At 59.7% G+C, this 23950-nt stretch carries 33 protein-coding genes; 24 read left to right on the top strand and 9 right to left on the bottom strand.

Going from position 1 to position 23950, the window contains the following annotated elements; translation table 11 throughout:
* Window positions 1-25: 25 nt before the first annotated feature.
* A complete protein-coding gene (locus tag SB756_RS07655; protein ID WP_054573852.1) occupies window positions 26-235 on the bottom strand; it encodes a Cro/CI family transcriptional regulator in 210 nt (69 codons plus the stop codon).
* A gap of 106 nt (window positions 236-341) precedes the next feature.
* Between SB756_RS07655 and SB756_RS07650 the strand changes: the two genes are divergently transcribed.
* The 13 genes from SB756_RS07650 (at window position 342) to SB756_RS07590 (ending at window position 8273) form a co-directional block, all read left to right on the top strand.
* Entirely contained in the window at window positions 342-800 is a 459-nt protein-coding gene (locus tag SB756_RS07650) for a helix-turn-helix domain-containing protein (protein ID WP_410910565.1), read from the top strand.
* Window positions 781-1242 carry a DUF6932 family protein gene (locus tag SB756_RS07645; RefSeq protein ID WP_054573850.1) on the top strand — a complete coding sequence of 154 codons (462 nt, stop codon included), beginning with the start codon at window positions 781-783 and terminating at the stop codon, window positions 1240-1242. The genes SB756_RS07650 and SB756_RS07645 overlap by 20 nt, the downstream gene beginning before the upstream one ends.
* A complete protein-coding gene (locus SB756_RS07640) occupies window positions 1239-2174 on the top strand; it encodes a hypothetical protein (RefSeq protein ID WP_410910564.1) in 936 nt (311 codons plus the stop codon). Before SB756_RS07645 ends, SB756_RS07640 begins: the two co-directional genes overlap by 4 nt.
* A gap of 634 nt (window positions 2175-2808) precedes the next feature.
* The gene (locus SB756_RS07635; protein WP_410910563.1) at window positions 2809-3567 is read left to right on the top strand and encodes a hypothetical protein; all 759 of its coding nucleotides are present in this window, start codon (window positions 2809-2811) and stop codon (window positions 3565-3567) included.
* Window positions 3568-3774: 207 nt separating this feature from the next.
* Window positions 3775-4125: a hypothetical protein gene (locus SB756_RS07630; RefSeq protein ID WP_410910562.1), complete on the top strand. Its 351-nt coding sequence runs from the start codon at window positions 3775-3777 to the stop codon at window positions 4123-4125.
* Complete coding sequence (locus SB756_RS07625) at window positions 4122-4556, top strand: hypothetical protein (RefSeq protein ID WP_410910561.1); 435 nt, start codon at window positions 4122-4124, stop codon at window positions 4554-4556. Before SB756_RS07630 ends, SB756_RS07625 begins: the two co-directional genes overlap by 4 nt.
* A gap of 21 nt (window positions 4557-4577) precedes the next feature.
* The gene (locus SB756_RS07620; protein WP_410910560.1) at window positions 4578-4994 is read left to right on the top strand and encodes a hypothetical protein; all 417 of its coding nucleotides are present in this window, start codon (window positions 4578-4580) and stop codon (window positions 4992-4994) included.
* Window positions 4991-5194, top strand: coding sequence for a hypothetical protein (locus SB756_RS07615; protein WP_410910559.1), 204 nt, complete (start codon window positions 4991-4993; stop codon window positions 5192-5194). The genes SB756_RS07620 and SB756_RS07615 overlap by 4 nt, the downstream gene beginning before the upstream one ends.
* Window positions 5191-5412, top strand: a complete 222-nt coding sequence (locus tag SB756_RS07610) for a hypothetical protein (protein ID WP_410910558.1) — start codon at window positions 5191-5193, stop codon at window positions 5410-5412. Before SB756_RS07615 ends, SB756_RS07610 begins: the two co-directional genes overlap by 4 nt.
* 287 nt (window positions 5413-5699) lie before the next feature.
* Window positions 5700-6431 carry a hypothetical protein gene (locus SB756_RS07605; protein ID WP_410910557.1) on the top strand — a complete coding sequence of 244 codons (732 nt, stop codon included), beginning with the start codon at window positions 5700-5702 and terminating at the stop codon, window positions 6429-6431.
* Window positions 6428-6991 carry a siphovirus Gp157 family protein gene (locus tag SB756_RS07600; protein WP_410910556.1) on the top strand — a complete coding sequence of 188 codons (564 nt, stop codon included), beginning with the start codon at window positions 6428-6430 and terminating at the stop codon, window positions 6989-6991. Before SB756_RS07605 ends, SB756_RS07600 begins: the two co-directional genes overlap by 4 nt.
* A gap of 7 nt (window positions 6992-6998) precedes the next feature.
* The gene (locus SB756_RS07595; RefSeq protein WP_410910555.1) at window positions 6999-7511 is read left to right on the top strand and encodes a hypothetical protein; all 513 of its coding nucleotides are present in this window, start codon (window positions 6999-7001) and stop codon (window positions 7509-7511) included.
* Between the two features lie 249 nt (window positions 7512-7760).
* On the top strand, window positions 7761-8273 hold the full coding sequence (locus tag SB756_RS07590; RefSeq protein WP_410910554.1) for a hypothetical protein: 513 nt from the start codon (window positions 7761-7763) through the stop codon (window positions 8271-8273).
* Here the strand turns inward: SB756_RS07590 and SB756_RS07585 are convergent.
* Window positions 8270-8590, bottom strand: a complete 321-nt coding sequence (locus tag SB756_RS07585) for a hypothetical protein (protein WP_410910553.1) — start codon at window positions 8588-8590, stop codon at window positions 8270-8272. The two genes, SB756_RS07590 and SB756_RS07585, sit on opposite strands and share 4 nt — an antisense overlap.
* A gap of 111 nt (window positions 8591-8701) precedes the next feature.
* Here SB756_RS07585 and SB756_RS07580 point away from each other — a divergent pair, with 111 nt between their 5' ends.
* The gene (locus SB756_RS07580) at window positions 8702-9325 is read left to right on the top strand and encodes a hypothetical protein (protein ID WP_410910552.1); all 624 of its coding nucleotides are present in this window, start codon (window positions 8702-8704) and stop codon (window positions 9323-9325) included.
* Between the two features lie 28 nt (window positions 9326-9353).
* Here the strand turns inward: SB756_RS07580 and SB756_RS07575 are convergent, their stop codons facing one another.
* From SB756_RS07575 to SB756_RS07565, 3 genes are all read right to left on the bottom strand, one after another.
* Entirely contained in the window at window positions 9354-9917 is a 564-nt protein-coding gene (locus SB756_RS07575; protein WP_410910551.1) for a hypothetical protein, read from the bottom strand.
* A gap of 92 nt (window positions 9918-10009) precedes the next feature.
* Window positions 10010-10435, bottom strand: coding sequence for a hypothetical protein (locus SB756_RS07570; protein WP_410910550.1), 426 nt, complete (start codon window positions 10433-10435; stop codon window positions 10010-10012).
* Between the two features lie 61 nt (window positions 10436-10496).
* Entirely contained in the window at window positions 10497-10979 is a 483-nt protein-coding gene (locus SB756_RS07565; protein WP_410910549.1) for a hypothetical protein, read from the bottom strand.
* 84 nt (window positions 10980-11063) lie between these two features.
* On the opposite strand from SB756_RS07565, the gene SB756_RS07560 reads away from it, so the two are divergent.
* The gene (locus tag SB756_RS07560; protein WP_410910548.1) at window positions 11064-12998 is read left to right on the top strand and encodes a DNA cytosine methyltransferase; all 1935 of its coding nucleotides are present in this window, start codon (window positions 11064-11066) and stop codon (window positions 12996-12998) included.
* A gap of 25 nt (window positions 12999-13023) precedes the next feature.
* Here the strand turns inward: SB756_RS07560 and SB756_RS07555 are convergent, their stop codons facing one another.
* Window positions 13024-13872 carry a hypothetical protein gene (locus tag SB756_RS07555; RefSeq protein WP_410910547.1) on the bottom strand — a complete coding sequence of 283 codons (849 nt, stop codon included), beginning with the start codon at window positions 13870-13872 and terminating at the stop codon, window positions 13024-13026.
* Window positions 13873-14115: 243 nt separating this feature from the next.
* Here SB756_RS07555 and SB756_RS07550 point away from each other — a divergent pair, with 243 nt between their 5' ends.
* The 7 genes from SB756_RS07550 (at window position 14116) to SB756_RS07520 (ending at window position 17249) form a co-directional block, all read left to right on the top strand.
* Window positions 14116-14454, top strand: a complete 339-nt coding sequence (locus SB756_RS07550; protein ID WP_410910546.1) for a hypothetical protein — start codon at window positions 14116-14118, stop codon at window positions 14452-14454.
* The gene (locus tag SB756_RS07545) at window positions 14451-14702 is read left to right on the top strand and encodes a hypothetical protein (RefSeq protein ID WP_064490677.1); all 252 of its coding nucleotides are present in this window, start codon (window positions 14451-14453) and stop codon (window positions 14700-14702) included. Before SB756_RS07550 ends, SB756_RS07545 begins: the two co-directional genes overlap by 4 nt.
* The gene (locus SB756_RS07540; protein WP_410910545.1) at window positions 14699-14941 is read left to right on the top strand and encodes a hypothetical protein; all 243 of its coding nucleotides are present in this window, start codon (window positions 14699-14701) and stop codon (window positions 14939-14941) included. Before SB756_RS07545 ends, SB756_RS07540 begins: the two co-directional genes overlap by 4 nt.
* Entirely contained in the window at window positions 14938-15402 is a 465-nt protein-coding gene (locus SB756_RS07535; RefSeq protein ID WP_410910544.1) for a phage protein NinX family protein, read from the top strand. Before SB756_RS07540 ends, SB756_RS07535 begins: the two co-directional genes overlap by 4 nt.
* Window positions 15390-15722, top strand: coding sequence for a hypothetical protein (locus tag SB756_RS07530; RefSeq protein ID WP_410910543.1), 333 nt, complete (start codon window positions 15390-15392; stop codon window positions 15720-15722). The genes SB756_RS07535 and SB756_RS07530 overlap by 13 nt, the downstream gene beginning before the upstream one ends.
* Window positions 15719-15895 carry a hypothetical protein gene (locus tag SB756_RS07525; protein WP_410910542.1) on the top strand — a complete coding sequence of 59 codons (177 nt, stop codon included), beginning with the start codon at window positions 15719-15721 and terminating at the stop codon, window positions 15893-15895. Before SB756_RS07530 ends, SB756_RS07525 begins: the two co-directional genes overlap by 4 nt.
* A 169-nt stretch (window positions 15896-16064) precedes the next feature.
* Window positions 16065-17249: an Arm DNA-binding domain-containing protein gene (locus SB756_RS07520; protein WP_410910541.1), complete on the top strand. Its 1185-nt coding sequence runs from the start codon at window positions 16065-16067 to the stop codon at window positions 17247-17249.
* An 84-nt stretch (window positions 17250-17333) separates the two neighbouring features.
* On the opposite strand, the gene SB756_RS07515 is transcribed toward SB756_RS07520, so the two are convergent.
* Window positions 17334-18281, bottom strand: coding sequence for a LysR family transcriptional regulator (locus SB756_RS07515; RefSeq protein WP_341795790.1), 948 nt, complete (start codon window positions 18279-18281; stop codon window positions 17334-17336).
* Between the two features lie 101 nt (window positions 18282-18382).
* Between SB756_RS07515 and SB756_RS07510 the strand changes: the two genes are divergently transcribed.
* Together SB756_RS07510 and SB756_RS07505 are read left to right on the top strand one after the other, a co-directional pair.
* Window positions 18383-19696 (top strand): L-fuconate dehydratase, encoded by a 1314-nt coding sequence (locus SB756_RS07510; RefSeq protein WP_016500049.1) that lies wholly within the window; start codon window positions 18383-18385, stop codon window positions 19694-19696.
* Between the two features lie 66 nt (window positions 19697-19762).
* Window positions 19763-21064 carry an MFS transporter gene (locus SB756_RS07505; RefSeq protein WP_258656987.1) on the top strand — a complete coding sequence of 434 codons (1302 nt, stop codon included), beginning with the start codon at window positions 19763-19765 and terminating at the stop codon, window positions 21062-21064.
* Here SB756_RS07505 and SB756_RS07500 read toward each other — a convergent pair whose 3' ends face one another.
* Together SB756_RS07500 and SB756_RS07495 are read right to left on the bottom strand one after the other, a co-directional pair.
* Window positions 21065-22420 carry an aminotransferase class I/II-fold pyridoxal phosphate-dependent enzyme gene (locus SB756_RS07500; protein ID WP_410910540.1) on the bottom strand — a complete coding sequence of 452 codons (1356 nt, stop codon included), beginning with the start codon at window positions 22418-22420 and terminating at the stop codon, window positions 21065-21067.
* On the bottom strand, window positions 22420-23805 hold the full coding sequence (locus tag SB756_RS07495) for a hypothetical protein (protein ID WP_410910539.1): 1386 nt from the start codon (window positions 23803-23805) through the stop codon (window positions 22420-22422). Before SB756_RS07495 ends, SB756_RS07500 begins: the two co-directional genes overlap by 1 nt.
* Window positions 23806-23950: the final 145 nt, after the last annotated feature.

Raw genomic sequence — 23950 nt, 5'->3', positions numbered from 1 at the left:
TACTGCTCCTTGCGGTTGAAATTGGTTAGGCGGCGGACTTTTTAAGGTGGTGCTGTTGGCACGGGAAAGGCCTGACCTCTTCCGCGGAATAGGTGCCGTCAGAGTTCTTAGTCACATAAACATCGCGACCCACCCGGATGGCTTTGCTCAGGGCGCCCTGCGTCATGCCCAGGAGCGATGCCGCTTCGGTCTGCCCGTGATCAGCAGCAAATTTGGTGATGTGAGTACGGCTCATGGCCTCTCCTCCAGTGATTCATGTCGTGATTATTGCCTAGGGAATTTTTTAAATCAATTCCCCCGGCATTTGTTTGTCATTACCTCCGGAAATACACTCGCCCGCCATGAGCAAAGACAAGCGACCACTCGAAGACTGGGAATTGGCTGAATGCGCAGCCCTGAAGGCCTTGATCAAAGAGGAGAACGCCTCTCGCCCTAAGGAAAAGCGGATTACCCAGGAGGCTGCTGGAGCGGCGCTCGGGATGAACCAGGGATCGTTCAGCAACTACCTGAACGGAAGGTTGAGGCTCAACAAGGATGTGGCTGTCGGGATCTTTAAGCTTTTTGGCATACCTGCTGAGAGGTACAGCAAGCGCCTTGCTGATGAGATCGCTGACGTTGCGCAGGCTTACGGTGATGGCGACTACCACCGAGATAGTCGCTATGCGCAGGTAAGCCCGACCCACAAAATGGCTGTAGACGAGATGGCGGACAGGATGCTCGGCATGACGGAAGAGCAAGCTATCAAGCTAAAGCAGGCAATGGATCTTTTGATGCCTCGGAATGAATCAGGAAAAGATTGATTACCCCCCGCTCCTTCCGGGCGGTCTGCATCCCCACACTCTTGAATCCTTGAGAGAACTGACCGTCGACGCCTTCCCGGAATCCACCAGGAGGAGGGCTCTGTTCTCGGCGCTTGGCGTATACTTGGATATGCTGGGTGCCACAGGCTTCAAAGGCACCGCCTGGATCGACGGATCCTTCATGTGCGCCAAGGACGAGCCAGACGACATCGATATCGTTCTGGTCTTCAAGTCTTCCGTCCTTGATGAGATCTCAGAGTCGGCACGACCTGTGCTCATGAACCTCTTTGATAGCACCATGGTCATGAACCGATTCAGGCTTCATGTGTTCCAAGTAGCAGAGGAAAATTCCCGCGGCGTCGCCTACTGGCAACAGCAATTTGGCACGCAGCGCGACGAGGTGACCCCCAAAGGTCTGGCATCCATCGGAGTTAACATATGACGGAGCAGGCAAATCGCATTGATTGGCTTGAGCGCCAGTTAGCTCAGGTGGCGAGCCTCATCACAGAAGACGAGAAACGCCTTGCTGCTGAGCCGAACAGGTTCTCGCTGCAAGTCTCGCTTCGCTCTTGGCAAGCTCATCAAGAAGATCTTCGCCAAGAGCTTCGCCAGGCAAAAGCTGCACTTCAAAACGAGGTTATCCAGCTGCGCCTTTCAGGCCGCCGTATGGACGGGAGCATCCCGCTTAAGCTCCTATCCAAGGTTTCCTATGGGATCAATCGCGCCCTCTCGTATGCTGCTTATCACTTAAGGCACGGTAGGGACCCAGGGAGAGGAATTCCCGAGACGCTAGCCCAAGAGCTCGATTTGAGACTGTCTGGCCTTGCCCTGGGATCGACTCGTTTGGTGTTTGCTGGAAATGTGGCTCCCGATATAGCTGGAGACTCGATTCTAGAGGGAGCCCTAGAGCAGATTTTCGAGGTCCTGAAAGAGCCATCCGAGGACAGGATTCGGGACCTTGTTGAGACTATAGGCATCTCTGCCACGAAGGCACTGAGCGATATGCTTGGCGAATTGGAGGCCCAGGAGTTGAGCGCAGAGCTCCTATGGCCTGCGCCAAATGCCAAGGTCTACCACTGGGGTGGAAGTCTCGAGGCGGTCAGGCTTGCCCATAAAAAGCTCTCTAAGCATGAGATACGAGAGCCTGAGCCGGTATCGCTCTTTGGGGAGGTTACCGATCTGAAGGAGAACGGAGCCCTTTACATTCGATCGGGCAATTCGAAGCTTAAAATTAGCTACAACCGACAGCAGTATCATCACATCCAGAAGTATACGCTTGGCATGCCTGTGTCCTTGAAGGTGCTCAAGCACGTTAGATTTGAACCCCTTTCTGACCGTGAAATTGTCACCTACAAGCTGGTGACAGAGGACTAATAAGGCCCTCCCATCGCATCTCGAGCCCGCCGCAATGGCGGGCTTTTTCATGCCCGAAGAATTTTTTAATTCCGGAGGCATTGACAGAGAATAATTCCCTAGGCAATATTTTATCCATCGAGGCGCTACACAGCCCCTCGGGAGGCCCTCAAGCCTCGCCGCTCTTTAACAGCCAGCGCAACAACCAACAGACCGCATTGCCTCTACCGGCGACCGGCGATCAGACAGCCCCGAAAGGCTGCCCACGACAGGGACAACCCTGTACGGCTGACGAAGGTGAAACGCCTAAACCGAGAGAACGACCCGGGCATGCAATGCGCCCCGCGAATCCCAGCGGTAGAAGGGAGAGAAAACTGAACAGAATTAGCGCCCCGAGCTTCGGCATTGAGGGGCGCCGGACCTCATGCACCCTGCCCCATTAAGCCGGGCAACAGAGCTGCAGCGTGCATGTTGTAAGGACCTGCGATCCATGGCGAACAGGCGCTGATTGCCGCCATGAGGAGGAAGCTCGAAGCCCACACCGACGACGAAGCCTGACCTGCAATCAGAGGCGGGGAAATGGCCATGACATCGCTGACGCAATACCCCGGCCTGTCGCCAGTAGCGAGGCCGGGATTTCACCAGGTGCCATTCCATGAGTGGCATCTGGGAAATCAACCGGGTGACGCAGACCTATCTACAATCTCGAAAAGGGTTTTCTCACCTGAACGGCAGGAACGTCACCATGCGAGCACCTCTCTTGATTTTGCTAGTTATGACGTCTAGCGCTTACGCTGAGCAATGTGATTGTCAGAAGATTGTTGGGCAGTGCACTGGGGCTATCGACTTCATCAAGAGCTATGGATCAAAACCGAGCTTTGGGGCTGAAATCGAGGTCCATAGCTCGGAAAAGGTATGCTCGAAAGTCGAGTACTACGTTGCCGGCACACCTCATCAAACAATACTGGTGAACAAGAGCAAAGAGGCCGAGAGCCTCTTCGGCACCAGCCCTATCACTCAACAATCCGTTACTTACCGCTCGTGTTCAATTTGTGCAAATGCTGACCAGGTCAAAGACTCAGGCAAGAATGAGGCGGGTCAGAATAGCTCAGACTCAGATGTTTTCGCGGGCACCTGGACGGGCTCCGGTCGAAATAGCCTTGGCTTCTCCCAGACCTACACGGTAGAAATTACCGCCATGGGAACAGGTAAGTATCGGATTGAACAGGTTCAAGAGGCTTTTATGTCTACCACCAACAGCTCTGGAACCGGGACCGCATCAGGAAAGACTTTGCCTTATCAGATACACGATGGTGCAGTTGATTGCACCATGACCTTGAGAAGCCCCACATCCGCTTCGCGGACTTGTAGCGGCTACGGTACATCCAACGAAGCAATCCTCACCAAACGCTAATTTGCGCTAACCAATCATAGCTGCTGCTTGCTTAGCGGCAGCTGTAACGACCGAATTCGACCCGAATACAGTTTTCCTGACAGATCTCCCCCCTCTCGTATCCCACTTCCTTTACATCGACCGCATTGGCAGGCGCCAGGCCACCTTTCACGGTGGGTTTGGTCACCCGCGCCTGGCTCCTGACCAATGCGGTCCAGAGGACAATCCATGTACCAGCCACCAGAACCATTTGGCGTAGGCCGGTGCCTGCGCTGCGCAAGCTGCATCGAAGAGTCGGAGCAAGTCGGCGGTATCTGCTACGACTGCCAGCCTGCAGCGCAAGGCGAGCAGCCCGCATTTCCCGTACAGGCAAGCGAATACGGTGGGCACGGCACCTGCATTGGACTGACAACCCGCGATTACTTCGCGGTCAAGGCCATGAGCGGCTACCTCGCCAATGCTTGGCAGGCGAAGGAGCTCGACGACACTGGCGACAGTTCGGGCGAGCAGATGCGCATCGTCGCTGAAATCTCCTATGCCATGGCGGATGCAATGCTCTCCGCCCGGGTGACGCCATGAGCGAATTCGGTTACTGCGAAGGCGAAACCTGCGCTCGCGACGGTTGCGAGGGCTCCATCGAGATCGAGCCAGTAAAGGATTGCAGCTGCCACATCGCTGCACCCTGCTGGAATCACGAGAACGCCGACATGCACTGCCCTGATTGCGGTTGGCGTGCGGCCGATGACCCTCTCTGCGTCCGTGAGATCGAATCCATCAGCTTGGGCGCCCCTCTTCCCTACATCCAGACAAAACCGCGCGTGCTTGATCCGACCAAGATCGACTGGGTGGCCGAGCTTCACACAGCCAGTTCGATGATCAAGGAAGGCGTCTTCCCTGTTGGCACCACCGCCAAGGAAGTCGAGGAAAAGGTGCGCGGCACCTTCGGCGGACGCTTCGAGCGATTCGACGCGGAAAAAGGCCTCTTCAAGTACATCGCATACACCGACTGAACCCACCACCTGGAGGCGACCATGGGCGCACTTCGAGCAGCACAGTTTGAGTACGACAACCGGATGCCGCCGGCGGTGAGCGAAGTAGCCGACGCGGAATCCACTTGGATCGACGATGGCATCGCTGAGCTGATGGCGCGCCGCGACGTAGTGTTTCAGCGCCGGATGCGCCCGAAGCAGGGTGTCACCTATGAGCGCTTCGCCCAGGCGGTGGATGAGTTCGTTATGGGCCAGCTGGGCCTGAACGGCATCAGCAACTCGGTGCTGGGCCGCCTGGTTCTGGCTGCGCGCTGCAAAGTGACCAGCGACGCAGCAGCGGCAGCTGACGAGATCATAAGCGTGGCCAACCCTGAGTCGGCGCTGGAAGAGATCGCCCGCCAGCTGCTCACCCCCTTCGCCAAAGAAGGAGTGCTGGCCCAGGCCGAGGAGGCGCAATGAGCCCTCACAGCTTGGCAGTCAGCGCCATCGAGGCCGCAATCGAAACGATGCTTCTGCCGGGCTCTGGCCCGGTGGAGGACGCCAAGGCCGAAACCCTGGTGGTCGCCTACTTCTCCCTCTCGGCCATCGAGTCCAACGAGTTCAAACACTACTGCGAGCGCATCCGGCGTATTGCCGAACGGCGCAAGGAGGCAGCATGACCACGCCATTAATCACCACGCTCATCGACGAGCAGATCGCGGAACTGCCCGAGACTCAGGCGATGCCAGCCGACCGGGTGCTGATGCTGTTCAAGGGCCCGACGTTCGCCGCAGCGGTGAATGAGGCGGCGCTGGCCAGCATCGAGAACCCAGAGGCTTGGAAGTGCCGGGCCTGCATCTGCGGCGAGTGGACGGTCGGGTATGAGGTGCGGGCGTGACCCCCTACCAACGGGCCCGCCGCATCGCGGCTTGGCGCGGCTCCTTCTCCATGCTCTTCGCCTGCACCTTCTTCATGCTCGCCAGCGCACTGGCCGGCAACATCACTTCCTGAATTCACACCCGGCGCACGGCGGGCCTTCGGGATAACCGTACCCCTTCGGGAGCGTAAGCGGCGAGAGCGCGCAACCATCCACCGCAGCCAGGGCCTGGAGCGTACCTCCGTGCCTGGGTGACCTGGCATTTCCCTATTTCAACTGACGGCGCCGGCCTGGCGCGAGGTTTTCTAATGTCCACTACCAACATGCGCATCTGGGAGAAGGTCCAGACGACCAACACCCAATTCACCAAAGAAGCCAAGGTCGGCGGCCAGCAGATCACCAGCCTGAACGGCACCGCGATGATCATGAAGGCCACCGAGGTATTCGGCCCGGCCGGCATCGGCTTTGGCTGGAACGTGGTTGAAGAGCGCTTCGACAGGGGCGCTGAGATGTTCAGTGGCGAAGGTGACAAACGCGTCAGCCTGGGCTTTGAGCTCAACCACACAATCAAGATCACCTTCTGGTTTGTGCTCGACGGCCAGCGCGGCGAGATCGAGCAGTACGGGTGCACCCAGTACCTCTACAAGTCGAAGTACGGCACTACCACCGACGGCGAGGCGCCGAAGAAGTCGCTGACCGACGCCATCAAGAAGGCCCTGTCGATGCTTGGCTTCAGCGCCGACGTGTTCCTGGGCATGTTCGACGACGTGAACTATGTCCAGCAGCTTCAGGCCGAGCAAGCGATCGAGCAAGCTGAAGACCGCCAGGCCGAGATCGAACGCCAACAGCAGGAGCGCCTGGACTTCATCAAGGACACGATCGAGACCATGCAGAAGGCGGTGACGCCGCATGAGCGCAAGAAAATCCACGACCACGCAGTTCGCAAGCTCATCGGCCGCAAGGATGAGAAAGGCGCAGCGCGGATCTCGCTTGAACTGAAGAACCTCGATACCGGCAAGCCACAGGAGGCTGCAGCATGACACAGCTCTACGCACTCACCGGCCAGATGGCCGAACTGGCCGCCATGTGTGACACCGACGACGAAGGCCTGAAGCAGGCCATTCAGGACACCATGGCCGGCATTCAGGGCGAGTTTGAGGTGAAGGCCGACAACATCGTCATGCTGCGTCGGAACATTGAGGGCGACATCGGCGCCATCGAAGCCGAGATTGAACGCCTCAGCGAGCTCAAACGCATCAAGGCCAACAGCGTGACCGCGATCACCGACTACCTGCGGCGCAACATGGACGCAGCCAACATTAAGTCGATCAAGCGCCCGCTGTTCACCATCAGCCTGGTCGCCGGTAAGGAAAAGGTGATCGTCGACAACGAGCAGGCGGTGCCGGACGACCTGACATCAGTGCAGACCAAGATCGCGCCGGACAAGAACGCCATCGCCGCAAAGCTCAAGGCCGATCGCGAGCACAACGAAGCCGTCCGCAAGCGCATGGCCGCCGGTGAAGACTGCGAACACGAACTGATACCTGAGCCAGCCTGGGCGCATCTGGAGCGCGGCGAGAGCTCAATCCGCATCAAGTGAGGTCAGCATGAACCCATCAATCGACCTGGAGGCCGCCAAAGCGGCCTTCTTCTCGTCTGGCGGCCGGATCATTGTGCTAAAGGGGTTCCAGTACGTGCCCTTCCGCCAGCGCCATCACCCTGAGCCGAAGCCGGAGCGGGTCAAGCCAGCCAAGCAGGAGCGCGGCGGCGAACGTAAAAGCCGCGCCAAGGCACGCACAGCTCAGGTAGAAGAGCTCGCTAAGACCATGACCTGTGGTGAGGTCGCAAAGCTCCTGGGCGAAACCAAGACCGCTCTCTGGGGCGTAGCGGCGCGGGGAGGATTCAGGTTCTTCAGCCCGCCGAAGCCGGCCAGACCGGAGAAGGTAAAGGCCGAACTGAGCCAGGAAGATAGTGACCTCGCCGACAAGATCATCGCCCTGCGTGATGCTGGCATGTCCCGGTGGGGCGTGACTTTGGAGCTGGGCATCGGTAACTGCAGGTTCGCGCGCATCCTTGCCGAGTTCGTCATTGACTTCCCGCTCCAGCGGAATCGGGGGTAGCCCATGATCGCAACCATGTCTCAGCCTGTGCCCGCCGTGAAGTACGCGGCGGCCATGGCCAGATCCACTGGTCAGCCTTGGGGCGTATACCGAGGAAACAAGCGTCTACTGGTGGTCATGCCGTCTGGCTCGACGAAGAAAACGCCCATTGAGGTGTGCCACCCATGAGACGCATCCAGAAGCTCACGCAGCAGCGTCGCCGCCAGCTGCACATACACATCCCGCCCAGCGGAATCATGGAGGTGCCGTATGGCGATGTCACCCAAGGAGCGCGACGAGAAATGCCGCGCCAAAGCCGCAAGGCTGCAGGAAGAAGACCTGCGCTTGAAGGTTCGACCAGGGACTAAACAGGCTCTGCTTGAGCTGATGGAGTGGGCCGGGATCGAGGAACAGGGCGAGGCGATGACGCTGATGATTCATCACATCGAAGCGCTCGGGCATCACGCACTGTTCAGGATTGCGCGCCACGAAATCGAAGCTCACCGTGATGTGGCGCGGACTGAGCCGCTGCGGTTGTCAGCCAGGAAGCGAACCGGCCAGCACTTGCGCGCCATTTGCGGCTGGGCAGACGCCACCTACAGCCAGATGATCGAAGCGCTGATCCACGGCATCCACGCCCTGGGCCGGCTGCACGCGGCGAAGTTTCTCGCCCCGCCACGACACGAGATCAGTATCTCGCCGCGCCTGGCCCTGGAATTCGACCGGAAGAGCATGCTGATGATTCAGCAGGATCAGGGGGATGAGGTCCTGCTGCCTGGCTAGAGGTCGAGGTACGCAAGCTCTTTATCTATTATCTGCTCAGCGCGCTTCAGCGCCATGTCGGCATATCGGAAGTTGATCTGCAAATCATCGTAGCAAAGCCCGCCATGCTTCTTGTCTTGAATTTCGCGACACCGAAGCAGCGCTACCTCAATGAGTCCGTGATCCATAACATTGTTTGCAACCTCTTCACCTTCGGCCTGGCTGATCTTGCGCCCAAGCTCGACGACCTCTTTCAACTTTTGGTCCGCTGCATTTCGGCCTTGAGTATCCAAGTCCTGGATTTTGTTCCAGAGATGATCTCGAATCGACTTCTTCATTTTCCTTCCTTGTGCCCGGCCCCATGCCGGTCACCCGTAATACCCCATCCCAAACCAAATTGCCACCATGCCGCCACCAGCACGGAGGGCGGCGCATGCATGGAGAAAGCCATGACCCAGTTCTACCTACAGGACAGCCGCAGCAATACCGGTGACGGCCTCATGTTCTGGGCCTTGGGCGGCGGCTACACCACCAACCTCGACAAGGCCGAGCTGTTCACACAAGAGCAGGCCTGTGGCCACCGGGAAACAGACATCCCATGGCCAAAAGATTACGTAGATGCCCGCGCACATCTCGGCGTCGACCACCAATACATCAGCCTGGACGAAGCCCGCGACCAGCTGAACCCGGGATGCACCGTTGTCCTGCAGATCCCTGGGCATTGGAACGGGAACGACATTGCATTCGCCAGATGGCCAATAGGCCACACCTTCCGATTCGAGAAGGCACACCACCTAACCCTTGAGGCTGCCGAAGCGATCGGCAACACCCCAGAGGAAGCGGTGATCTGGCCATTGTCTTACCTTGAGGCCAAGGCCAGGCACCTGGTGCACAAGCAGGACGTGAACATCAAAGAGGCCCTGCGCGGAACGGGTATCAAGCTGGTGAGACCACGGAAGCAGCGCAAGCCATGGGAGCGCCCTCTTAATTGCCACGGCTGCGGACGCTTCATCAGCTGGGACGGCCGATTCCTGAACGACTGCCAGAACTGCGGCGCGAACAACTGCCCATGAGACGTCGACACCGCAAGCCTCTTAGAGCCTATGCCTTAAAGGAGTCCTCTATTTCGGAATGGATTCCGTTCCCCATTACAACGTTTCCGGCGTGAAGGGAGCCACTACCGTCGTCGATTGCGAAAGCCACGGCGTATTTCAACAAGATTTCGCGAAGTTCGGCTAACTCAAAGGGATCTGAGGGTTGCTTGACTAAAATCGTGCCAGCTCCAGCAACTTCGACTGATTTCGGGCTGCTTCGAATGAGCACCTCATAGCCGCCTAATTTAGCCATGAGGCTCTCGTAACCACCAATGACAGCACCGTTTCGAGCCAGTCGCGCATGCACAGTCCATACGGCTGCGTAGTTAGCGATAACAGCATCAGGAGAGGATTTCTCCTGCCACTGATCCCCTGGGCGGCTTTCGATCCAAAATGGGCCTTCCCCAAAGAAATCAGAATGCTTATCTGCGATGTGCGCTACCTCATAAGCAGACTTTATCGTCGAGCCTATTTCAAACACAGGGGTTGCGATTGAGACCACGAACAGTGAAGCGGCGGCCAGCTTTCTCAAGTAATCCAACAGGTCCTTTTTCTCAACCCCCTCTCTCATCCCTACCTCCATTTTTGTCGAACTATATTCTCGAGTTATTTCAATGACTACAACAAATTAGCTATTCGCCGGCCCCTGCAAATGGAGGACTTTTACTTAGGCCAAGCCGAAAGAATCCCTATTGCGATGCCACCCAGGCCTGTCAGGGCGGTCAATCGAAACGTCCACGCGTCTCGACGATGCTTCTGCTCCTCTCTAATTGCTGTACGTACGGTCTGGATTCCCTTCTCAGTAAGATACTTCGGCTGCCTCGGATCATCGTCCCAATCAACCTGCGCGTACATAGCGCGGTCGTCGAGAGGCGGCATGGGAACGATCAAGTCATCCGCTACAGAACGCAGATAGCTTGTGAGGATGATCATGCGCCACTCATAAAGGCGGTCAGACTGCCTGTAAAACTCTTCCAGCTGACCGCTTTCATGAGCCGCTTCAGTGTTTGATGGTCGATTCAGCTCGTGCTTTAGCGCCGCTCTAGCCTGTCTGTGCAAATCGATTCGGTACTGAATGAAGTTCAGCATCAAGACTCCCTCCTTTGAATTCCGCGAACTATAGCCGCGAGGTATCTCCGACATGCACGCATCATTTCAGTCCTGCTATCTGCTTAGCAGCTGTTTTAACGAGGGCCTTCCATAAAATTGCCTCGCCCTGACTCAACCAGGTTGCGAGGTACTCTTTACGCTGCGCCTCTCTCATGCCCGCCTCGAGCGCCCGGAGCGCATCGCGAAGGTTGCACATCGGCTCGAGCATGTTTTCAGCTGGCAAATTCAAGAGATCGATTTTCTCCAATGTCGTGTATAAACCGGCGATCAAGTTCAAATGACCATTGAGCGTCATTGAACTAACCGAATCGTTCGAGACGGCTCTATCGGCCCTTGCGGCAACTGTTTTTATTAGATCAAGGACCAGCTTTGACTTGGCTCTATCAGCCCTGGCCTCGGCCCGCCGCTGAGAAGACGCAATCCAGATAGCTATTCCTATGGCTCCGATTGAGCCGATGGCCTGAACCCACGATGCGAGTCCTGGATGATGCTCAATCCAGTAAGAAAAGCATTCCCAATTCATTCCCCACTCCAAAGGCCGGCCCACTCATAGCCGCGCACTAATACCCGAAATCAAACACTCACGCCACCCCGGCGAGGACCGCCCATGTCTGCATTTCAGAAAAAGAACCCGCTCGACTTCAAAACCCAGTACGGCCTTGGCTTCGACCCGCAAGACGACGAGATCGTGGTGGACTTCTTCTGCGGTGGCGGCGGCGCCGGTACCGGCTTGGAGATAGGCCTGGGCCGGCCGGTGACCGTGGCCAAGAACCACAGCCCAGCGGCGATCAGCATGCACACTGCCAATCACCCTGCGGCGCGCCACTTCACCACCGATGTTTTCGAAGGCGACCCCGACGATGAATGCCGGGGCCGGCCGGTGGGCTGGTTCCACATGAGCCCCGACTGTACTCACCACAGTCAGGCCGCCGGCGGTCAGCCTCGCAAGCGCGAGATCCGCAACCTGTCGTGGATCGGCCTCAAGTGGGGCGGCAAGAAGAAGCCTCGAGTGATCAGCCTGGAGAATGTGAAGCAGATTTTGCAGTGGGGCCCGCTGATCGCCAAACGCGACAAGGCCACGGGCCGGGTGATTAAACTGGACGGTACTGTGGCCGCCGTCGGTGAGCGCGTACCAGTGCAACAGCAGTTCCTGGTGCCCGACCCGAAGCGACGCGGCATCACCTGGGGCCGGTTCGTGCATCTGCTCGAAGGCATGGGCTACCAAGTGGAATGGCAGATCATCAAGGCCTGCGACTTCGGCGCGCCAACCAGCCGCGAGCGGCTGTTCATGATCGCCCGCTGCGACGGCCAGCCCATCGTGTGGCCTGAGCCTACCCACGCCAAGCACCCAGCCAAGGGCCAGCAGAAGTGGCGCACCGCCGCCGACTGCATCGATTGGAGCGTGCCGAGCAAGAGCATTTTCGGCCGCAAGAAGGACTTGGCCGCAGCCACCCTGCGCCGGGTCGCCAAGGGCATGAAGAAGTTCGTGCTGGACAACCCGCAGCCCTTCATCGTGCCGATTGCGAACTGGTCGGGCGAATTGGCTCAGTCAGCACACGAACCGCTCCGCACCGTCACCTCCTGGCCGCGCGGGGGCAGTTTCGCCATGGCCAGCCCTACCCTGGTGCAAACCGGATACGGTGAGCGTGTGGGGCAGCAGCCGCGAGTTCCTGGCCTGGACCAGCCGCTGGGCACGGTCGTAGCCGGCGGCGTGAAGCACGCGCTGTCCAGCGCCGTGATCTTACCCGCCACCCATCTGGGCGCCGACCGGGTGAATGACCCTAGCGAGCCGCTGCCCACGGTCACAGCTGCCAACCGCGGCGAGCTGATGATGGCCCGCCCAGTGATGGTAGGGGCCGGCGGCCCGGTGTATGCCGGTAACCCGGTATCAGCTGACCAGCCAATGGGCACGCTGATGACCCGCAGCCATCGGGCGTTGGTGACAGCATTTATCGAGCAAGCCAACGGCGGATTCAACACAACCCCGGCCCGAAGCATGGAAGATCCCATTAGCACGGTCACCAACACAGGAAGCCAGCAGCGCCTGGTGACTGCCAGCCTGGCCACGTTACGCCGCAACTGCGTAGGCCGTGCCGTGAATGACCTGGTGCCGACAATGACCGCCGGTGCCGAGCACCACGCGCTGGTCGAATATAAGTTGTCCCCAGAGCACGAGGCCGGTGCGCTGCGCGTGGCTGCGTTCCTGATCAGCTACTACGGAACTGAAAACACCAGCGCGGCAGACGCGCCAGCGCCAACAGTCACCACCAAGGACCGCCTGGGCCTGGTCACCGTGTTCGTGAAAGGCACGCCTTACGTGATCGTCGACATCTGCCTACGCATGCTGCAGCCGCATGAGCTGTACCGCGCCCAAGGATTCCCGGCCAGCTACATCATCGACAAGGGTGCCGACGGCAAGCCGTTCACCAAGACCGAGCAGGTGCACATGTGCGGCAACAGCGTCAGCCCGCCGCCGATGGCCGCTCTAGCGCGGGCAAACGATCCGTGGAAAATAAAGAGCGCACAATCCCAAGCAGCATAATCAGCTTAATTGGCTATGCCGATGGTTAAACAAAAGCCTCCCTGTACTCATCATAGCGAAGCACAGTGATTCCTCTTCCCACCCTCGAACAATCTGCGCGGCTAGAAACAATCAGCATAGGCATCACGATCGGGTTACTTATCCCTTTATCTTTCAGATAAGACTCATAGATTCTGGCTACTTCACGCGCCCTCATTTCCCCTGACTTCACCAACTGAGGAGAAACTCCATATTTAATTTCGGCAACGTAATACATCGCCCCAGCCTGGACGATCAAATCAATTTGATAGTCTCTTTCAGGGGTTTTCAAAATAAAACCGCTGGACGCAACACCTTCAGATAACGGGCCTCCGGGGGCCACTAGTGCCTCCGCAACCTTAGCTTCAAAAGCAAGTATTCGGCCAGTCATTGCTCGTTTAAGCTGGTAATGAGTGGTGGCATTAACGAACTTCGGATTTTGGAGTATCACTGTATTGGTTGAGTCAGGCTGCATGTCTGGAGCTTTCTGCCCAACTGTGGATTCCCGACCGCTCGGCGTGCTCCCTCCGCTCTGTTCATTTGTGGGTGCTGTAGTCGTATCAAAAGCTTCTTGATCTTCAGACAAAATCGCAGCAGCTTCTTTAGCGGCTTTATCCTCAGCATCTGCGATCGTCTGTTTCTGAAGCTGATATTCCCAATACTTATCACGATTCCAAAACAGCGCAGCAAGCTTCTCTAGAAAATCGAGATCTGTAACTAGCGTAGCAACTATAAAAATAGCAAGCCCATATGTAAAAGCATTATTAGCAGCAAATGCCAAAGCGAGAACTAAGGCACTTCCAATCAATTTAACAACAGAAGCTCTATTCTGTTCTTGATGCGAAAACAAGAGCATCCATATCAGACCCGTTATACATAAAATCTGAGCCAGCGCGGCGGACGCAGCCTCCATATTTGTAAGCAATTTCAGCCCTCAGACTAGATAAAACCGAGAAAATTCGACATTAAAGCACAAGTATAATTTTTTATCACCAAACCAAACAGCATTAAGCAACACCAACTGAACAGAGTACATTTGTACTCAAACCCGCTGCCCCTCCTCTATTCACTGCCCCGATATGGCGGCCAAGGAATCATCGTGCCCGAAGAAAAGAACCTGGATCACGAACTGCTGAAGCTGGCCGCCAAGGGTGGTGGCTTGGATATCGAGCCCTGCACCTGCCGAGACCCGAAATGGCCATTCCGCCTGAAAGGCCAGTCCGGCGTGCGCGCTCACTGGAACCCACTCATCAATGACGGTGACGCGCTGAAACTGGCGGTTGAGCTACGCCTGAACATCGAAATCAACGCCGGTGGCGTCGATGTATACAGCGGTGACCTGGATGAGGGTCTGTATGTGCCTGTCTGCGGCGATCTTCGAGAATGCACGCGCCGAGCCATTGTTCACGCTGCTGCGAAAGTCGGTGACTTGCCATGACCCGCCTCGCCCTCTGCCTCCTGCTGCTGGCCACCGGCGCCAGCGCAACCGAGAACGTCATCGACGTGCAGCACGACAGCCAGCGCGGCGTCACCTGCTACATCCTCAACGGCGTCGGCATCAGCTGCATCCCCGACAGCCAGCTGCAGGCCGGCAACCAGCGCCAGCTCTCCCCGCACGAAACACAACCCGAACCTACACCCGCACTGGCGCCTGGGCGCTGGATTGATGAGAGGTATCAGCTGTGAGCGCAGTGACTGATCAAGACGTAGAGTTCGCGCGAGCGGTAGTCGCCCTCGCGCGCCAGCACGGCATGACTGGAATTTCGATGGAGTTCCGGCAGAACTTCGACCTGGCCCAAGTGACCGGCTGCTACTGCGGCAAGCGGATCACCTGGTCGGCAGGCCGCCATGGTGACTCGGCCGACATCAAGTTCCGCACCGAAGCCGAAGCGTCGTTCCCTGAGCGGCCCGAGGTGAAGCCATGACCGACCTGATCGAAGTGAAGACGGCCGACTTGGCCGGCGAGGCGTTGGGGTGGGCCGTCGGCAAGGCCGAAGGGCTGGACGTGTACTTGGAGCCGCCCGGATACAACGGCGTGCCATGGCGGGTGTTCTCCCGGTACCAGGGCAAGGCCATCGAGCACACCAAACGCTACAACCCGTGGGAAGAGTGGGCGCTGGGCGGGAAGCTGATCGAGAAGTACCAGGTCTCGCTGTCGCCGCCGGCCAGCGCCGTACACCGCAACTTCGGCTACATGGACAATCGAAACGGCTACTACGAGTCGGGCCTGTGGAGCAGCACGATCTTCGGCAAAGAGCGAAAGCACCGGCGTACCGCGTTCCACCACCCCCACAACCCACTGATTGTCGCCATGCAAGCGATCGCTCAGTTTGAGCTCGGCGATATCGTCCAGGTGCCGAAGGAGCTGATGCCATGCCCAGCATGATCAAAGTTCCAACCTGCGACCTGGCCGGCAAGGCGTTGCTCTGGGCCGTCGAAATGGTCGACGGTCCGATCCCGCAAGCCGCCGGCCAACTGCAACTGCCGCTCGGTGGTCAGGCCATCGACGACGCAACCGGCGAGCACCTGATCCAGAAGCATGGCATGTGGATCGAGCGCGGGTACAGCTGGCCTTGGCTGGCCTGCGTGTCGGGTCACCCTCTCGACCGCCAGCCCGGCGATACACGGGCAGAAGCTGCAGCCCGTGCAGTTGTTCACCACGCCCGTGGCGAAACGATCACAGTCCCGAAGGAGCTCTGCCCATGAACCTGATCGACTGCTACGTCACGAAGATCCTCGGCGAGCCGTACCGCAAGTTCGGCGCCTGGTGGGTCGACGTCGAATACAACAGCTGGGGCAGCACCAGCACAACACGGCTCATGTTCCGCACCGAGGAAGCCGCCCGGGCGGCGCAGGTCGGGCACCACTTCTTGGCCTGAGGAGGCCCATCATGGTCCGATACAAGACCGTGGAACAGTTCTCTCGCGAATCTGGGTACACACCAGACGCCATAAGGACCAAAATCCGCGACGGCAAATGGCCAAAACACATGGTTTGGCGCAAGGCGCCAGACGGAAGAATCCTAATTGACGTTGAGGGGTATTACTCATGGGTAGAGATGGGGGAGGCGTCAGGCCCGCGTCTTCAAGTAGTATCGAAATCACATTCCAATACCAGGGCGTCCGGTGCCGGGAGCGGGTCCAGCTCAAGCCCACCGCCGCTAACCTGAAAAAGGCGGAGCAGCACAAGTCGGCAATCGAGTACGCCATATCAAATGGAACATTCGATTACGCCGCCACATTCCCGCGATCAAAGCGCGCCGCCCAGTTTGCCAGAGCCAGCTCAAACCAGAATATCGGCGTCTACCTGGACGAATGGCTGGAGCGGAAAACGAAGACCTTCAAATCGAGCACCACGGCCCTATACCGGTCAATCATCAGATCGATACTCAAGCCAATGTTTGGGGATCTGTCGCTCGGAGAGCTCAACAAGAAGGTAATCAAGGATCAGTTGTCCGATTACCAGGTTTCGAACAGTAGGCTGACCACAGTTCAGACCTGCTTTCGGTCGGCGCTCAATGACGCAGTAGAGGACGAAATCATTGAGAGCAACCCGCTTTCGGGATGGGCATACAAGAATCGGGAGGAGATCAAGGAGGAGGATGACGTAGACCCGTTCACCCGGGAGGAGCAGGAGGCGCTGCTCAGGGCGGCGCGGGGGGAGACGTGGGCTCAGCTGCAGTTCGCGTTCTGGACGGGCCTTCGTCCTAGTGAGCTAATCGCGCTGGAGTGGGGGGATATTGATTGGATCGCTGGGGAAATCCGAATAGTTCGGGCCAAGACCAGGGCGGCCAAGGTTCCCGAGTCGACCAAAACCGCATCTAGCAGGAGAACGGTTAAGCTGCTTGGCCCTGCAAGAGAGGCACTGCTCAAGCAAAAGGAACTGACCTTTCTGGCCGGAAAGCATGTGTTCCTGAACACCATCACTGGCGAACCATGGCGACATGCCGGCTACATCTACCGAGTGATTTGGGTTCCCGCAATGAAAAAAGCGGGCGTACGGTGGCGGCGCCCTTACCAGAGCCGACACACATACGCCTCGATGATGCTCAGCGCTGGCGAAAATCCGATGTGGGTTGCTCAGCAAATGGGTCACAAAGACTGGACCATGATCGCCAAGGTTTATGGTCGCTGGATGCCCTCTGCCGACGTGGGAGCCGGAGGGCGCGCAGAGGCTCTTTTTGCAAGTAATGCCAGCGTTATGACAACATCACCTCTAGACCCCGCGTTGTAAGCCGAAAAGATCAAGCTGCAAAAGCTGGAATGGGTCAGGTCCGGCGACATCGGCAGCAGGCCTCAGGCAGGTGAAAAGGCAGGGTTATTGCGCCCGCAGGTAGCGCAGCAAGGTATCCAGGGCAACCGAGTTGGGCCGCGAGCGCAGGGTCAGCACGCCCAGGTTGGCCATGGTCAGCGGCAGCTCTACCGGCAGGATGGCAACCATGCCATAGCGGGCATAATGCTCGGCCACGTCATTGGGTACCACCGCAATCATTTCGGAGGCTTCGAGCATGGCGGTGGTGGCCAGGATCGAGGCGGTTTCAACGATGTCCAGTGACTGCACCATGCCCCCGGCCTGCAACGCACTTTCGACGCGGCGGCGCATCGGGCTGCCGATGGGGTGCAAGATCCAGGTCAGGGCCACCAGGTCACTCAATTGCAACCCGACAGCCGCCGCCAGAGGGTGCCCGGCGCGGGCAATCACGCGCATCTGCTCACCGCCTTCAAACAGCTCGATGTTCAGGTCCTGGCTGTCGCTCTGGTCTGGCAGGCGGCCCACGACCATGTCGAAATCGCCGCGCAGCAACGCGGGCAGCAAGGTATCGCTGGTACCCACTTCCAGCGAGATACGCACCTTGGGGTGGTCGCGCTTGTAGGCCAGTACCGCCTTGGTCAGCACGCCCGGTACGGGGCCCATGACGCTGCCCACCCGCACCAGGCCCAAGGCCCCGCGCGCCAGTTCGGCGATTTGCGCCTGGGCATGCTCGAACTCATGCAGCGCGCTTTGTGCATAGCGGATCATCACCTCACCGTAGAGCGTTGCTTGCATGCCGCGCGGCAAGCGCTCGAACAAACGCACGCCAAGGCGTTCCTCAAGCTGCTGCAGCAACAGGCTGGCCGCCGGTTGCGTGGTGTGCATCGCCGCAGCGGCGCGGCGCAGGTTGCCGAACTCGCCCAGCGCATTGAGCAGCGTGATCTGGCGGCTGGAGATTCTCAATGCACCAAGGCTGGCAGGCGCCTGGGTTGGGTCGATTGGCAAGCGAGACATATCGAATCCGGTATCGCTGATTAAGAATTGGCGATTATGCCTGTATCGCTCGACAACCTACAGTCAGGTCTCCCAGCGCTTGAGCAGAACAAGAGTCGACCATGAGCATACGTATTACCCACCTGAGCGTTCGCGACATTCGTTTTCCTACTTCGCTGTCGCTGGATGGCTCCGACGCCATGAACAGCGCCCCCGACTATTCGGCAGCCTACGTGGTGCTGCACACCGACGCCGAGGGCCTTGAAGGCCACGGCCTGACGTTCACCATTGGCCGCGGCAACGAGATCTGCGCGGCAGCGGTGCAGTCACTGGCCCCCCTGATCGTCGGCCTCAGCCTCGAGGAGATTACCGCCGACATGGGCGGTTTCTGGCACCGTTTTACCGTCAGCGACAGCCAACTGCGCTGGCTGGGCCCGGAGAAAGGCGTGATCCACCTGGCCACTGCGGCCATCATCAACGCGGTGTGGGACCTGTGGGCCAAGCGCGAAGGCAAGCCGGTGTGGAAACTGCTGGCCGACATGACGCCCGAGCAACTGGTGCGCTGCCTGGACTTCAGCTACGTCACAGACGTGCTCACCCCCGAGGAAGCCATTGCCCTGCTCCGCCGCCAGGCCCCAGGCAAGGCCCAGCGTGAGGCGCAGATGCTGCGCGAAGGCTACCCCGGCTATACCACCGCGCCAGGCTGGTTGGGTTACAGCGAAGAGAAGATGCGTAAACTGGCCCGCGAGGCCGTGGAAGATGGCTGGACCCACATCAAGCAGAAGATCGGCGCCGACCTGGAAGAAGACATCCGCCGCGCCAGCATCCTGCGCGACGAAATCGGCTGGGAACGTACCCTGATGATGGATGCCAACCAGGTGTGGGGCGTGGAGGAGTCGGTTGCCAACATGCGCCGCCTGGCCGCCTTCGAACCGCTGTGGATCGAAGAGCCGACCAGCCCGGACGACATCCTCGGCCACGCCACCATTCGCCAACGCATCGCGCCGATTGGTGTCGCCACCGGTGAACACTGCCACAACCGGGTCATGTTCAAGCAGATGTTCCAGGCCGGTGCGCTGGATTTCTGCCAGCTGGATGCCGCCCGCCTGGGTGGCCTGAACGAGGTGCTGATCGTGCTGCTGATGGCGGCCAAGTACGACGTGCCGGTGTGCCCGCACGGCGGCGGCGTCGGGCTGTGCGAATATGTGCAGAACATCGCCCTGTTCGACTACATCGCCGTGTCTGCCTCGCTGCACAACCGGGTACTGGAGTACGTCGACCACCTGCATGAGCACTTCATCGACCCGGTGGTGATCCGCCGTGGGCGTTACATGCCGCCGCAACGCCCAGGCTACAGCATCGAAATGCATGCCGAGACCCTGGAACGCTACCAGTACCCCAACGGCGCGGTGTGGCTCGATATCAACCGTTCCTGAACAACAGGCCTGGGTGTGCCCCCAACTGGTGGCACACCACCAGCACTTTTCACGGGGAAAAAAACAATGACAACCCTCACCAGCGCAGCGGCTTCGGCCCCTGCCGCCACCACCGAGCAGCGCCTGAACGGCCTGCTGCTGCGCAAATTGATGCCACTGCTCATCGTCGTCTACGTGATGAGCTTTCTTGACCGCACCAACATCGCCCTGGCGAAAGCCAGCATGGGCATCGACCTAGGCCTGTCGGCAGCGGCCTATGGCCTGGGGGCCGGCCTGTTCTTCCTGACCTATGCGCTGGCCGAAGTGCCCAGCAACCTGATCATGCACCGGGTGGGCGCGCGCTTCTGGATCACCCGCATCATGATCACCTGGGGCCTGCTCTCGGCGGGCATGGCCTTCGTCCAGGGCGAAACGTCGTTCTACATCATGCGCCTGCTGCTGGGGGTGGCCGAAGCGGGCCTGTTCCCCGGGGTGATGCTGTACCTCACCTACTGGTTCGACCGCGAACAGCGCGCCCGCGCCACGGGTTACTTCCTGCTGGGCGTGTGCCTGGCCAACATCCTCAGCGGCCCGCTGGGCGGTGCGCTGCTGGAAATGGACGGCGTACTGGGCTGGCATGGCTGGCAGTGGCTGTTCGTGCTCGAAGGCTTGCCTGCCGTGGCCTTGGCCTATGTGGTGTGGAAGAAGCTGCCCGATGGCCCGGCTTCGGCGCCCTGGCTGTCGGCCGCCGACGCCCAGGACATCGAACGCCGCCTGGCCGCCGAGCGGGCTGCCGCGCCACAGCAGAGCAAACTGGGGCAGATGTTCCGCGACCGGCAGATCTGGCTGGCAATCGCGGTGTACTTCGTGCACCAGATCACCATCTACACGGTGATTTTCTTCCTACCGGGTATCATCGGCACTTACGCTGCGCTATCACCCTTCCAGATAGGCCTGCTGACTGCCGTGCCGTGGATTGCGGCTGCCATCGGTGCTGCCACCTTCCCGCGCCTGGCCACCTCGCCACGCCGTTGCCGCACCCTGCTGTTCTGCGGTTTGCTGACCATGGCGACCGGGTTGCTGCTGGCGTCGCTGGCCAACACGTTCATCGGCCTGATCGGGTTCTCACTGACCGCCCTGATGCTGTTCGTGGTGCAGTCGATCCTGTTTGTCTTCCCGTCCAGCCGACTGAGTGGCAACGCCCTGGCGGCGGGCCTTGCATTTGTCACCACCTGCGGCCTGTTGGGTGGGTTCGTCGGGCCGTCGGTGATGGGCCTGATCGAGCAGGCCACCGGCAGTACGCGCAACGGCTTGTGGATCATTGCCGCATTGCTGGTGCTGGCAGCGGTGCTCAGCACCCGCTTGCGCCAGGGGCAAGAGCAGGCATAGTCAGCGTGAAACGCTGGCAGGTCGCCCGCAGCGCGGCTCCAGTGCCTGCGCCAGGCGCTCCACCGCCTGTTGCAGGTCATCTGGCTGGTCGCCCAGCCAGACCAGTGCCATGCACTGCTGGTAACGCCCCTGCAGGCTGAACTGCCTGCCCGGCAGTGCATGCAAGGCGGAACCTGCCAGCGCCGCAACGATGCAATCCCACCGCAACGGTTGGCGAAAACGCACCCACAGCATTCGCCCCCCCTGGGGCGTCTGCATCGCCACCTGCTGGCCGAACTGCAACGCCAGCGCGCGTACCAGATATTGCATGCGCCTTTCCAGCTCGGTACGCAGCTCTACCAGGTGTATCTCGATCTGCCTCTTACCCAGCATCAGGGCAAGCGCTTGCAGGCGCAGCGGCGCAAGCCGAAAGGCCCGTTCGGCAAATGCCTTGGCCAGTGCCGCGTCATGGCTTAGCACATAGGCGTAAGGTGCCTCGGCCCCCACTGCGGTCTCGAATGCCCCCATTACCAACAGCGAGCGAGGGTCGACCCAGTCGCGCAAGCGCGTGCGTGGCGGCCCGCTGTAACAGTGTTCACTGTCCAGGTCGTTTTCCAGCAACCATACAGGGTGCTGGCCCAGTAGCTGACCAAGCTGCTGCTGGTAGTGCGGCGACACCAGCCGCCCTTGCGGCATGCCCAGGCAAGACGGCATGACCAGCATGCACACCGGCTCGGCGCCAAGCAACCGGGCCAAGGCCCGCAGGTTCGGGTTGCCGCGGCTATCTGCAGGTACTTCCAGCACCCGCATGCCGGCACGTGCCAAAGCGTGCAGCACCTGCCAGCAACAGGGCGACTGCACCAGCACCGTTCCGCCCTGCAAGGCAAGCCCCACGAGCACTGTATCCAGCAACGCTTGCACATCAGGGGCCAGTTGAACATCCTCGGCACGCCAGTACAGGCTGGAGGAACGGGTATAAGACTCAGCCACGGCATTACGCAGACGGGTGTCGCCGAGTGTTTCCCTCGGTGCAACACCGCTGGCGCGCTGACGGGCCAAGCGCCGCTCGTGCCCTAGCAGCATACGCTCCAGCAATGGTTGCACTGGCAAAGGTGACAGCAGGTGCATGGGCGCTGCCGCTGCCTTGGCAGCGACCTGAGCGTAATAGCCGGACCTTGGCAGACACTGGACGCGGCCCTCTTCCTCTAGCAGGTTGTAGGCACTCTGCACGGTAGCCAATGAAACCCGCAGCCGCCGGGACATTGCACGCAGCGACGGCAACTTGCAGGGGCCACCGCCTGAGGCCTGCTCGATCAACGCTTCCAGGTAGCGATACACCTTGCGATAGGCGAACTCGCCAGGGACCGCTTGCCCCATCAAGGCGCCGCCACTGGGCCACGGCGGCGCCCCGACGACGGCCTTGGCAGCAGCTTGAGGTGCACGTCGCGGCGGGCCAGGTGGCTCTGCAAGCGCCAGGCCGTCAGCGGCGTGCGCCCTTCATAGATCGCCCGCAACTGCCCCAGCGGCAGGCCACTGGTATTCACCAGCCAGTCCCTCACCGCATCGGGGCAGGGTTTGCCTTGCAAGGCCCGGTGCAGGTACGGCAGCGCTACCAGCATGTCGGCATGCCGGCACTGCAGAAAACGCTCCAGCTTCTTCCCCTGCCGGGCGAACGGGCTGAACAGCAGGCACACCAGTTGGGTCTGGTTGATACCGTAGGCTTTACCCAGGGGTAGCGTTTGTACATCGCGAGGCTTGCTGTCGGCCGAATGGTCTGCCAGCCGCAACGCCGGGCGAGCAGCCGGCAGCTCAAGGCTGCGTGCACGCAGCTCGCGCAATTGTGCCGGCGCGTACGGGTCGACGAATGCCGACAATGCCCAGGCATCCTCGATCGTTTCGAGTCCACCACCCAGCATCGCGTCAAGTTGCTGCCCTTCAAGCAGCTGCGGCAGCAGGTCATCCATGGCAATCACCCGCAACGGATCCTCCTCCGTGACAGCGCCCTGTGTCGGCTTCGCCAGGCTGCCCGGAGAGACTTCGATAACACCCTGCAACCGGCTCAGCCCGTGGGCCAGCGTCGCCAGGCACTGATGCAACACATGCGGGCCGCGCTCCCCTGCCAGGCGCAGGCTACGCCGGGCCCAGGCCAGGTATCGGCGCCGCTGGCGCACGGGAATGGCGGTGATCAAGACGTCGGCCGATGTCGGTGCCTGCAGTGCACAACACACGGCATCCGCCAGCTCTAGATGCAGGCGGCTACCCAGCAGGGCTTCGGGCCTGGCATCGACCATGTGACCGAACATCAGCATGGCGTTCCTCGCCAGCAGCCCACGTTCGGGCGCAGCCGAAGGCCGACGGCTGAAGGGCACCACGTCGCGCCCTTCGACCATCTGCAACTGAACCCGCGGGTCATCCTGCATGAACAGGGCACTGAAACTGCGCTCGTGGCCTTCGAGCGTATCGCTGGCGGCCACCGGCAGGCTGACCACTAGCACCCGCAACTGAAAGGTTACCGGCGCACGCAGGGCGATGCTCAGTTGCGCCGCACGCAGCATGGCCAGCAGCCGGACACTGCGGCAATCGCCGCCCTGCAGCACCAGCACGCGGAACGTACCGATGCACTCGAGCCCACCTGCCGCCACCAGCAATCGCTGTATCAGCAATTGCAAGGATGCCCGCTGCGCCTGCGACATTTGGCTCAACAAGCGCTCGAGCACTTGCTGGTAGATATAGTGCATTGCCTGATCGTGAATAGCCGTCACGAAATCACCTCATCAACTTCATGCAGCCAACGCGTGCTGAATCTTGTGTTCAAGTTTCAATACGTCCTGTGCTTACCCCGAAGAAATTTCCTACGATCAAATTGAAGTAATGACGTAACGCATCACTGTCGCCAGACCATCGAAA

Source organism: Pseudomonas sp. SIMBA_068, assembly GCF_046534705.1.
Lineage (GTDB): Bacteria > Pseudomonadota > Gammaproteobacteria > Pseudomonadales > Pseudomonadaceae > Aquipseudomonas > Aquipseudomonas putida.
The sequence above is the reverse complement of the archived record's forward strand: the minus strand, read 5'-3'. Positions and strand labels throughout refer to the sequence as shown.

What these genes read in the sequence shown, in the direction of transcription:
- SB756_RS07655 (WP_054573852.1), bottom strand. Translation starts at nt 235, where the DNA reads ATGAGCCGTACTCACATCACCAAATTTGCTGCTGATCACGGGCAGACC.
- SB756_RS07650 (WP_410910565.1), top strand. Translation starts at nt 342, where the DNA reads ATGAGCAAAGACAAGCGACCACTCGAAGACTGGGAATTGGCTGAATGC.
- SB756_RS07645 (WP_054573850.1), top strand. Translation starts at nt 781, where the DNA reads ATGAATCAGGAAAAGATTGATTACCCCCCGCTCCTTCCGGGCGGTCTG.
- SB756_RS07640 (WP_410910564.1), top strand. Translation starts at nt 1,239, where the DNA reads ATGACGGAGCAGGCAAATCGCATTGATTGGCTTGAGCGCCAGTTAGCT.
- SB756_RS07635 (WP_410910563.1), top strand. Translation starts at nt 2,809, where the DNA reads ATGAGTGGCATCTGGGAAATCAACCGGGTGACGCAGACCTATCTACAA.
- SB756_RS07630 (WP_410910562.1), top strand. Translation starts at nt 3,775, where the DNA reads ATGTACCAGCCACCAGAACCATTTGGCGTAGGCCGGTGCCTGCGCTGC.
- SB756_RS07625 (WP_410910561.1), top strand. Translation starts at nt 4,122, where the DNA reads ATGAGCGAATTCGGTTACTGCGAAGGCGAAACCTGCGCTCGCGACGGT.
- SB756_RS07620 (WP_410910560.1), top strand. Translation starts at nt 4,578, where the DNA reads ATGGGCGCACTTCGAGCAGCACAGTTTGAGTACGACAACCGGATGCCG.
- SB756_RS07615 (WP_410910559.1), top strand. Translation starts at nt 4,991, where the DNA reads ATGAGCCCTCACAGCTTGGCAGTCAGCGCCATCGAGGCCGCAATCGAA.
- SB756_RS07610 (WP_410910558.1), top strand. Translation starts at nt 5,191, where the DNA reads ATGACCACGCCATTAATCACCACGCTCATCGACGAGCAGATCGCGGAA.
- SB756_RS07605 (WP_410910557.1), top strand. Translation starts at nt 5,700, where the DNA reads ATGTCCACTACCAACATGCGCATCTGGGAGAAGGTCCAGACGACCAAC.
- SB756_RS07600 (WP_410910556.1), top strand. Translation starts at nt 6,428, where the DNA reads ATGACACAGCTCTACGCACTCACCGGCCAGATGGCCGAACTGGCCGCC.
- SB756_RS07595 (WP_410910555.1), top strand. Translation starts at nt 6,999, where the DNA reads ATGAACCCATCAATCGACCTGGAGGCCGCCAAAGCGGCCTTCTTCTCG.
- SB756_RS07590 (WP_410910554.1), top strand. Translation starts at nt 7,761, where the DNA reads ATGGCGATGTCACCCAAGGAGCGCGACGAGAAATGCCGCGCCAAAGCC.
- SB756_RS07585 (WP_410910553.1), bottom strand. Translation starts at nt 8,590, where the DNA reads ATGAAGAAGTCGATTCGAGATCATCTCTGGAACAAAATCCAGGACTTG.
- SB756_RS07580 (WP_410910552.1), top strand. Translation starts at nt 8,702, where the DNA reads ATGACCCAGTTCTACCTACAGGACAGCCGCAGCAATACCGGTGACGGC.
- SB756_RS07575 (WP_410910551.1), bottom strand. Translation starts at nt 9,917, where the DNA reads ATGAGAGAGGGGGTTGAGAAAAAGGACCTGTTGGATTACTTGAGAAAG.
- SB756_RS07570 (WP_410910550.1), bottom strand. Translation starts at nt 10,435, where the DNA reads ATGCTGAACTTCATTCAGTACCGAATCGATTTGCACAGACAGGCTAGA.
- SB756_RS07565 (WP_410910549.1), bottom strand. Translation starts at nt 10,979, where the DNA reads ATGAATTGGGAATGCTTTTCTTACTGGATTGAGCATCATCCAGGACTC.
- SB756_RS07560 (WP_410910548.1), top strand. Translation starts at nt 11,064, where the DNA reads ATGTCTGCATTTCAGAAAAAGAACCCGCTCGACTTCAAAACCCAGTAC.
- SB756_RS07555 (WP_410910547.1), bottom strand. Translation starts at nt 13,872, where the DNA reads ATGCTCTTGTTTTCGCATCAAGAACAGAATAGAGCTTCTGTTGTTAAA.
- SB756_RS07545 (WP_064490677.1), top strand. Translation starts at nt 14,451, where the DNA reads ATGACCCGCCTCGCCCTCTGCCTCCTGCTGCTGGCCACCGGCGCCAGC.
- SB756_RS07535 (WP_410910544.1), top strand. Translation starts at nt 14,938, where the DNA reads ATGACCGACCTGATCGAAGTGAAGACGGCCGACTTGGCCGGCGAGGCG.
- SB756_RS07530 (WP_410910543.1), top strand. Translation starts at nt 15,390, where the DNA reads ATGCCCAGCATGATCAAAGTTCCAACCTGCGACCTGGCCGGCAAGGCG.
- SB756_RS07525 (WP_410910542.1), top strand. Translation starts at nt 15,719, where the DNA reads ATGAACCTGATCGACTGCTACGTCACGAAGATCCTCGGCGAGCCGTAC.
- SB756_RS07520 (WP_410910541.1), top strand. Translation starts at nt 16,065, where the DNA reads ATGGGTAGAGATGGGGGAGGCGTCAGGCCCGCGTCTTCAAGTAGTATC.
- SB756_RS07515 (WP_341795790.1), bottom strand. Translation starts at nt 18,281, where the DNA reads ATGTCTCGCTTGCCAATCGACCCAACCCAGGCGCCTGCCAGCCTTGGT.
- SB756_RS07510 (WP_016500049.1), top strand. Translation starts at nt 18,383, where the DNA reads ATGAGCATACGTATTACCCACCTGAGCGTTCGCGACATTCGTTTTCCT.
- SB756_RS07505 (WP_258656987.1), top strand. Translation starts at nt 19,763, where the DNA reads ATGACAACCCTCACCAGCGCAGCGGCTTCGGCCCCTGCCGCCACCACC.
- SB756_RS07500 (WP_410910540.1), bottom strand. Translation starts at nt 22,420, where the DNA reads ATGGGGCAAGCGGTCCCTGGCGAGTTCGCCTATCGCAAGGTGTATCGC.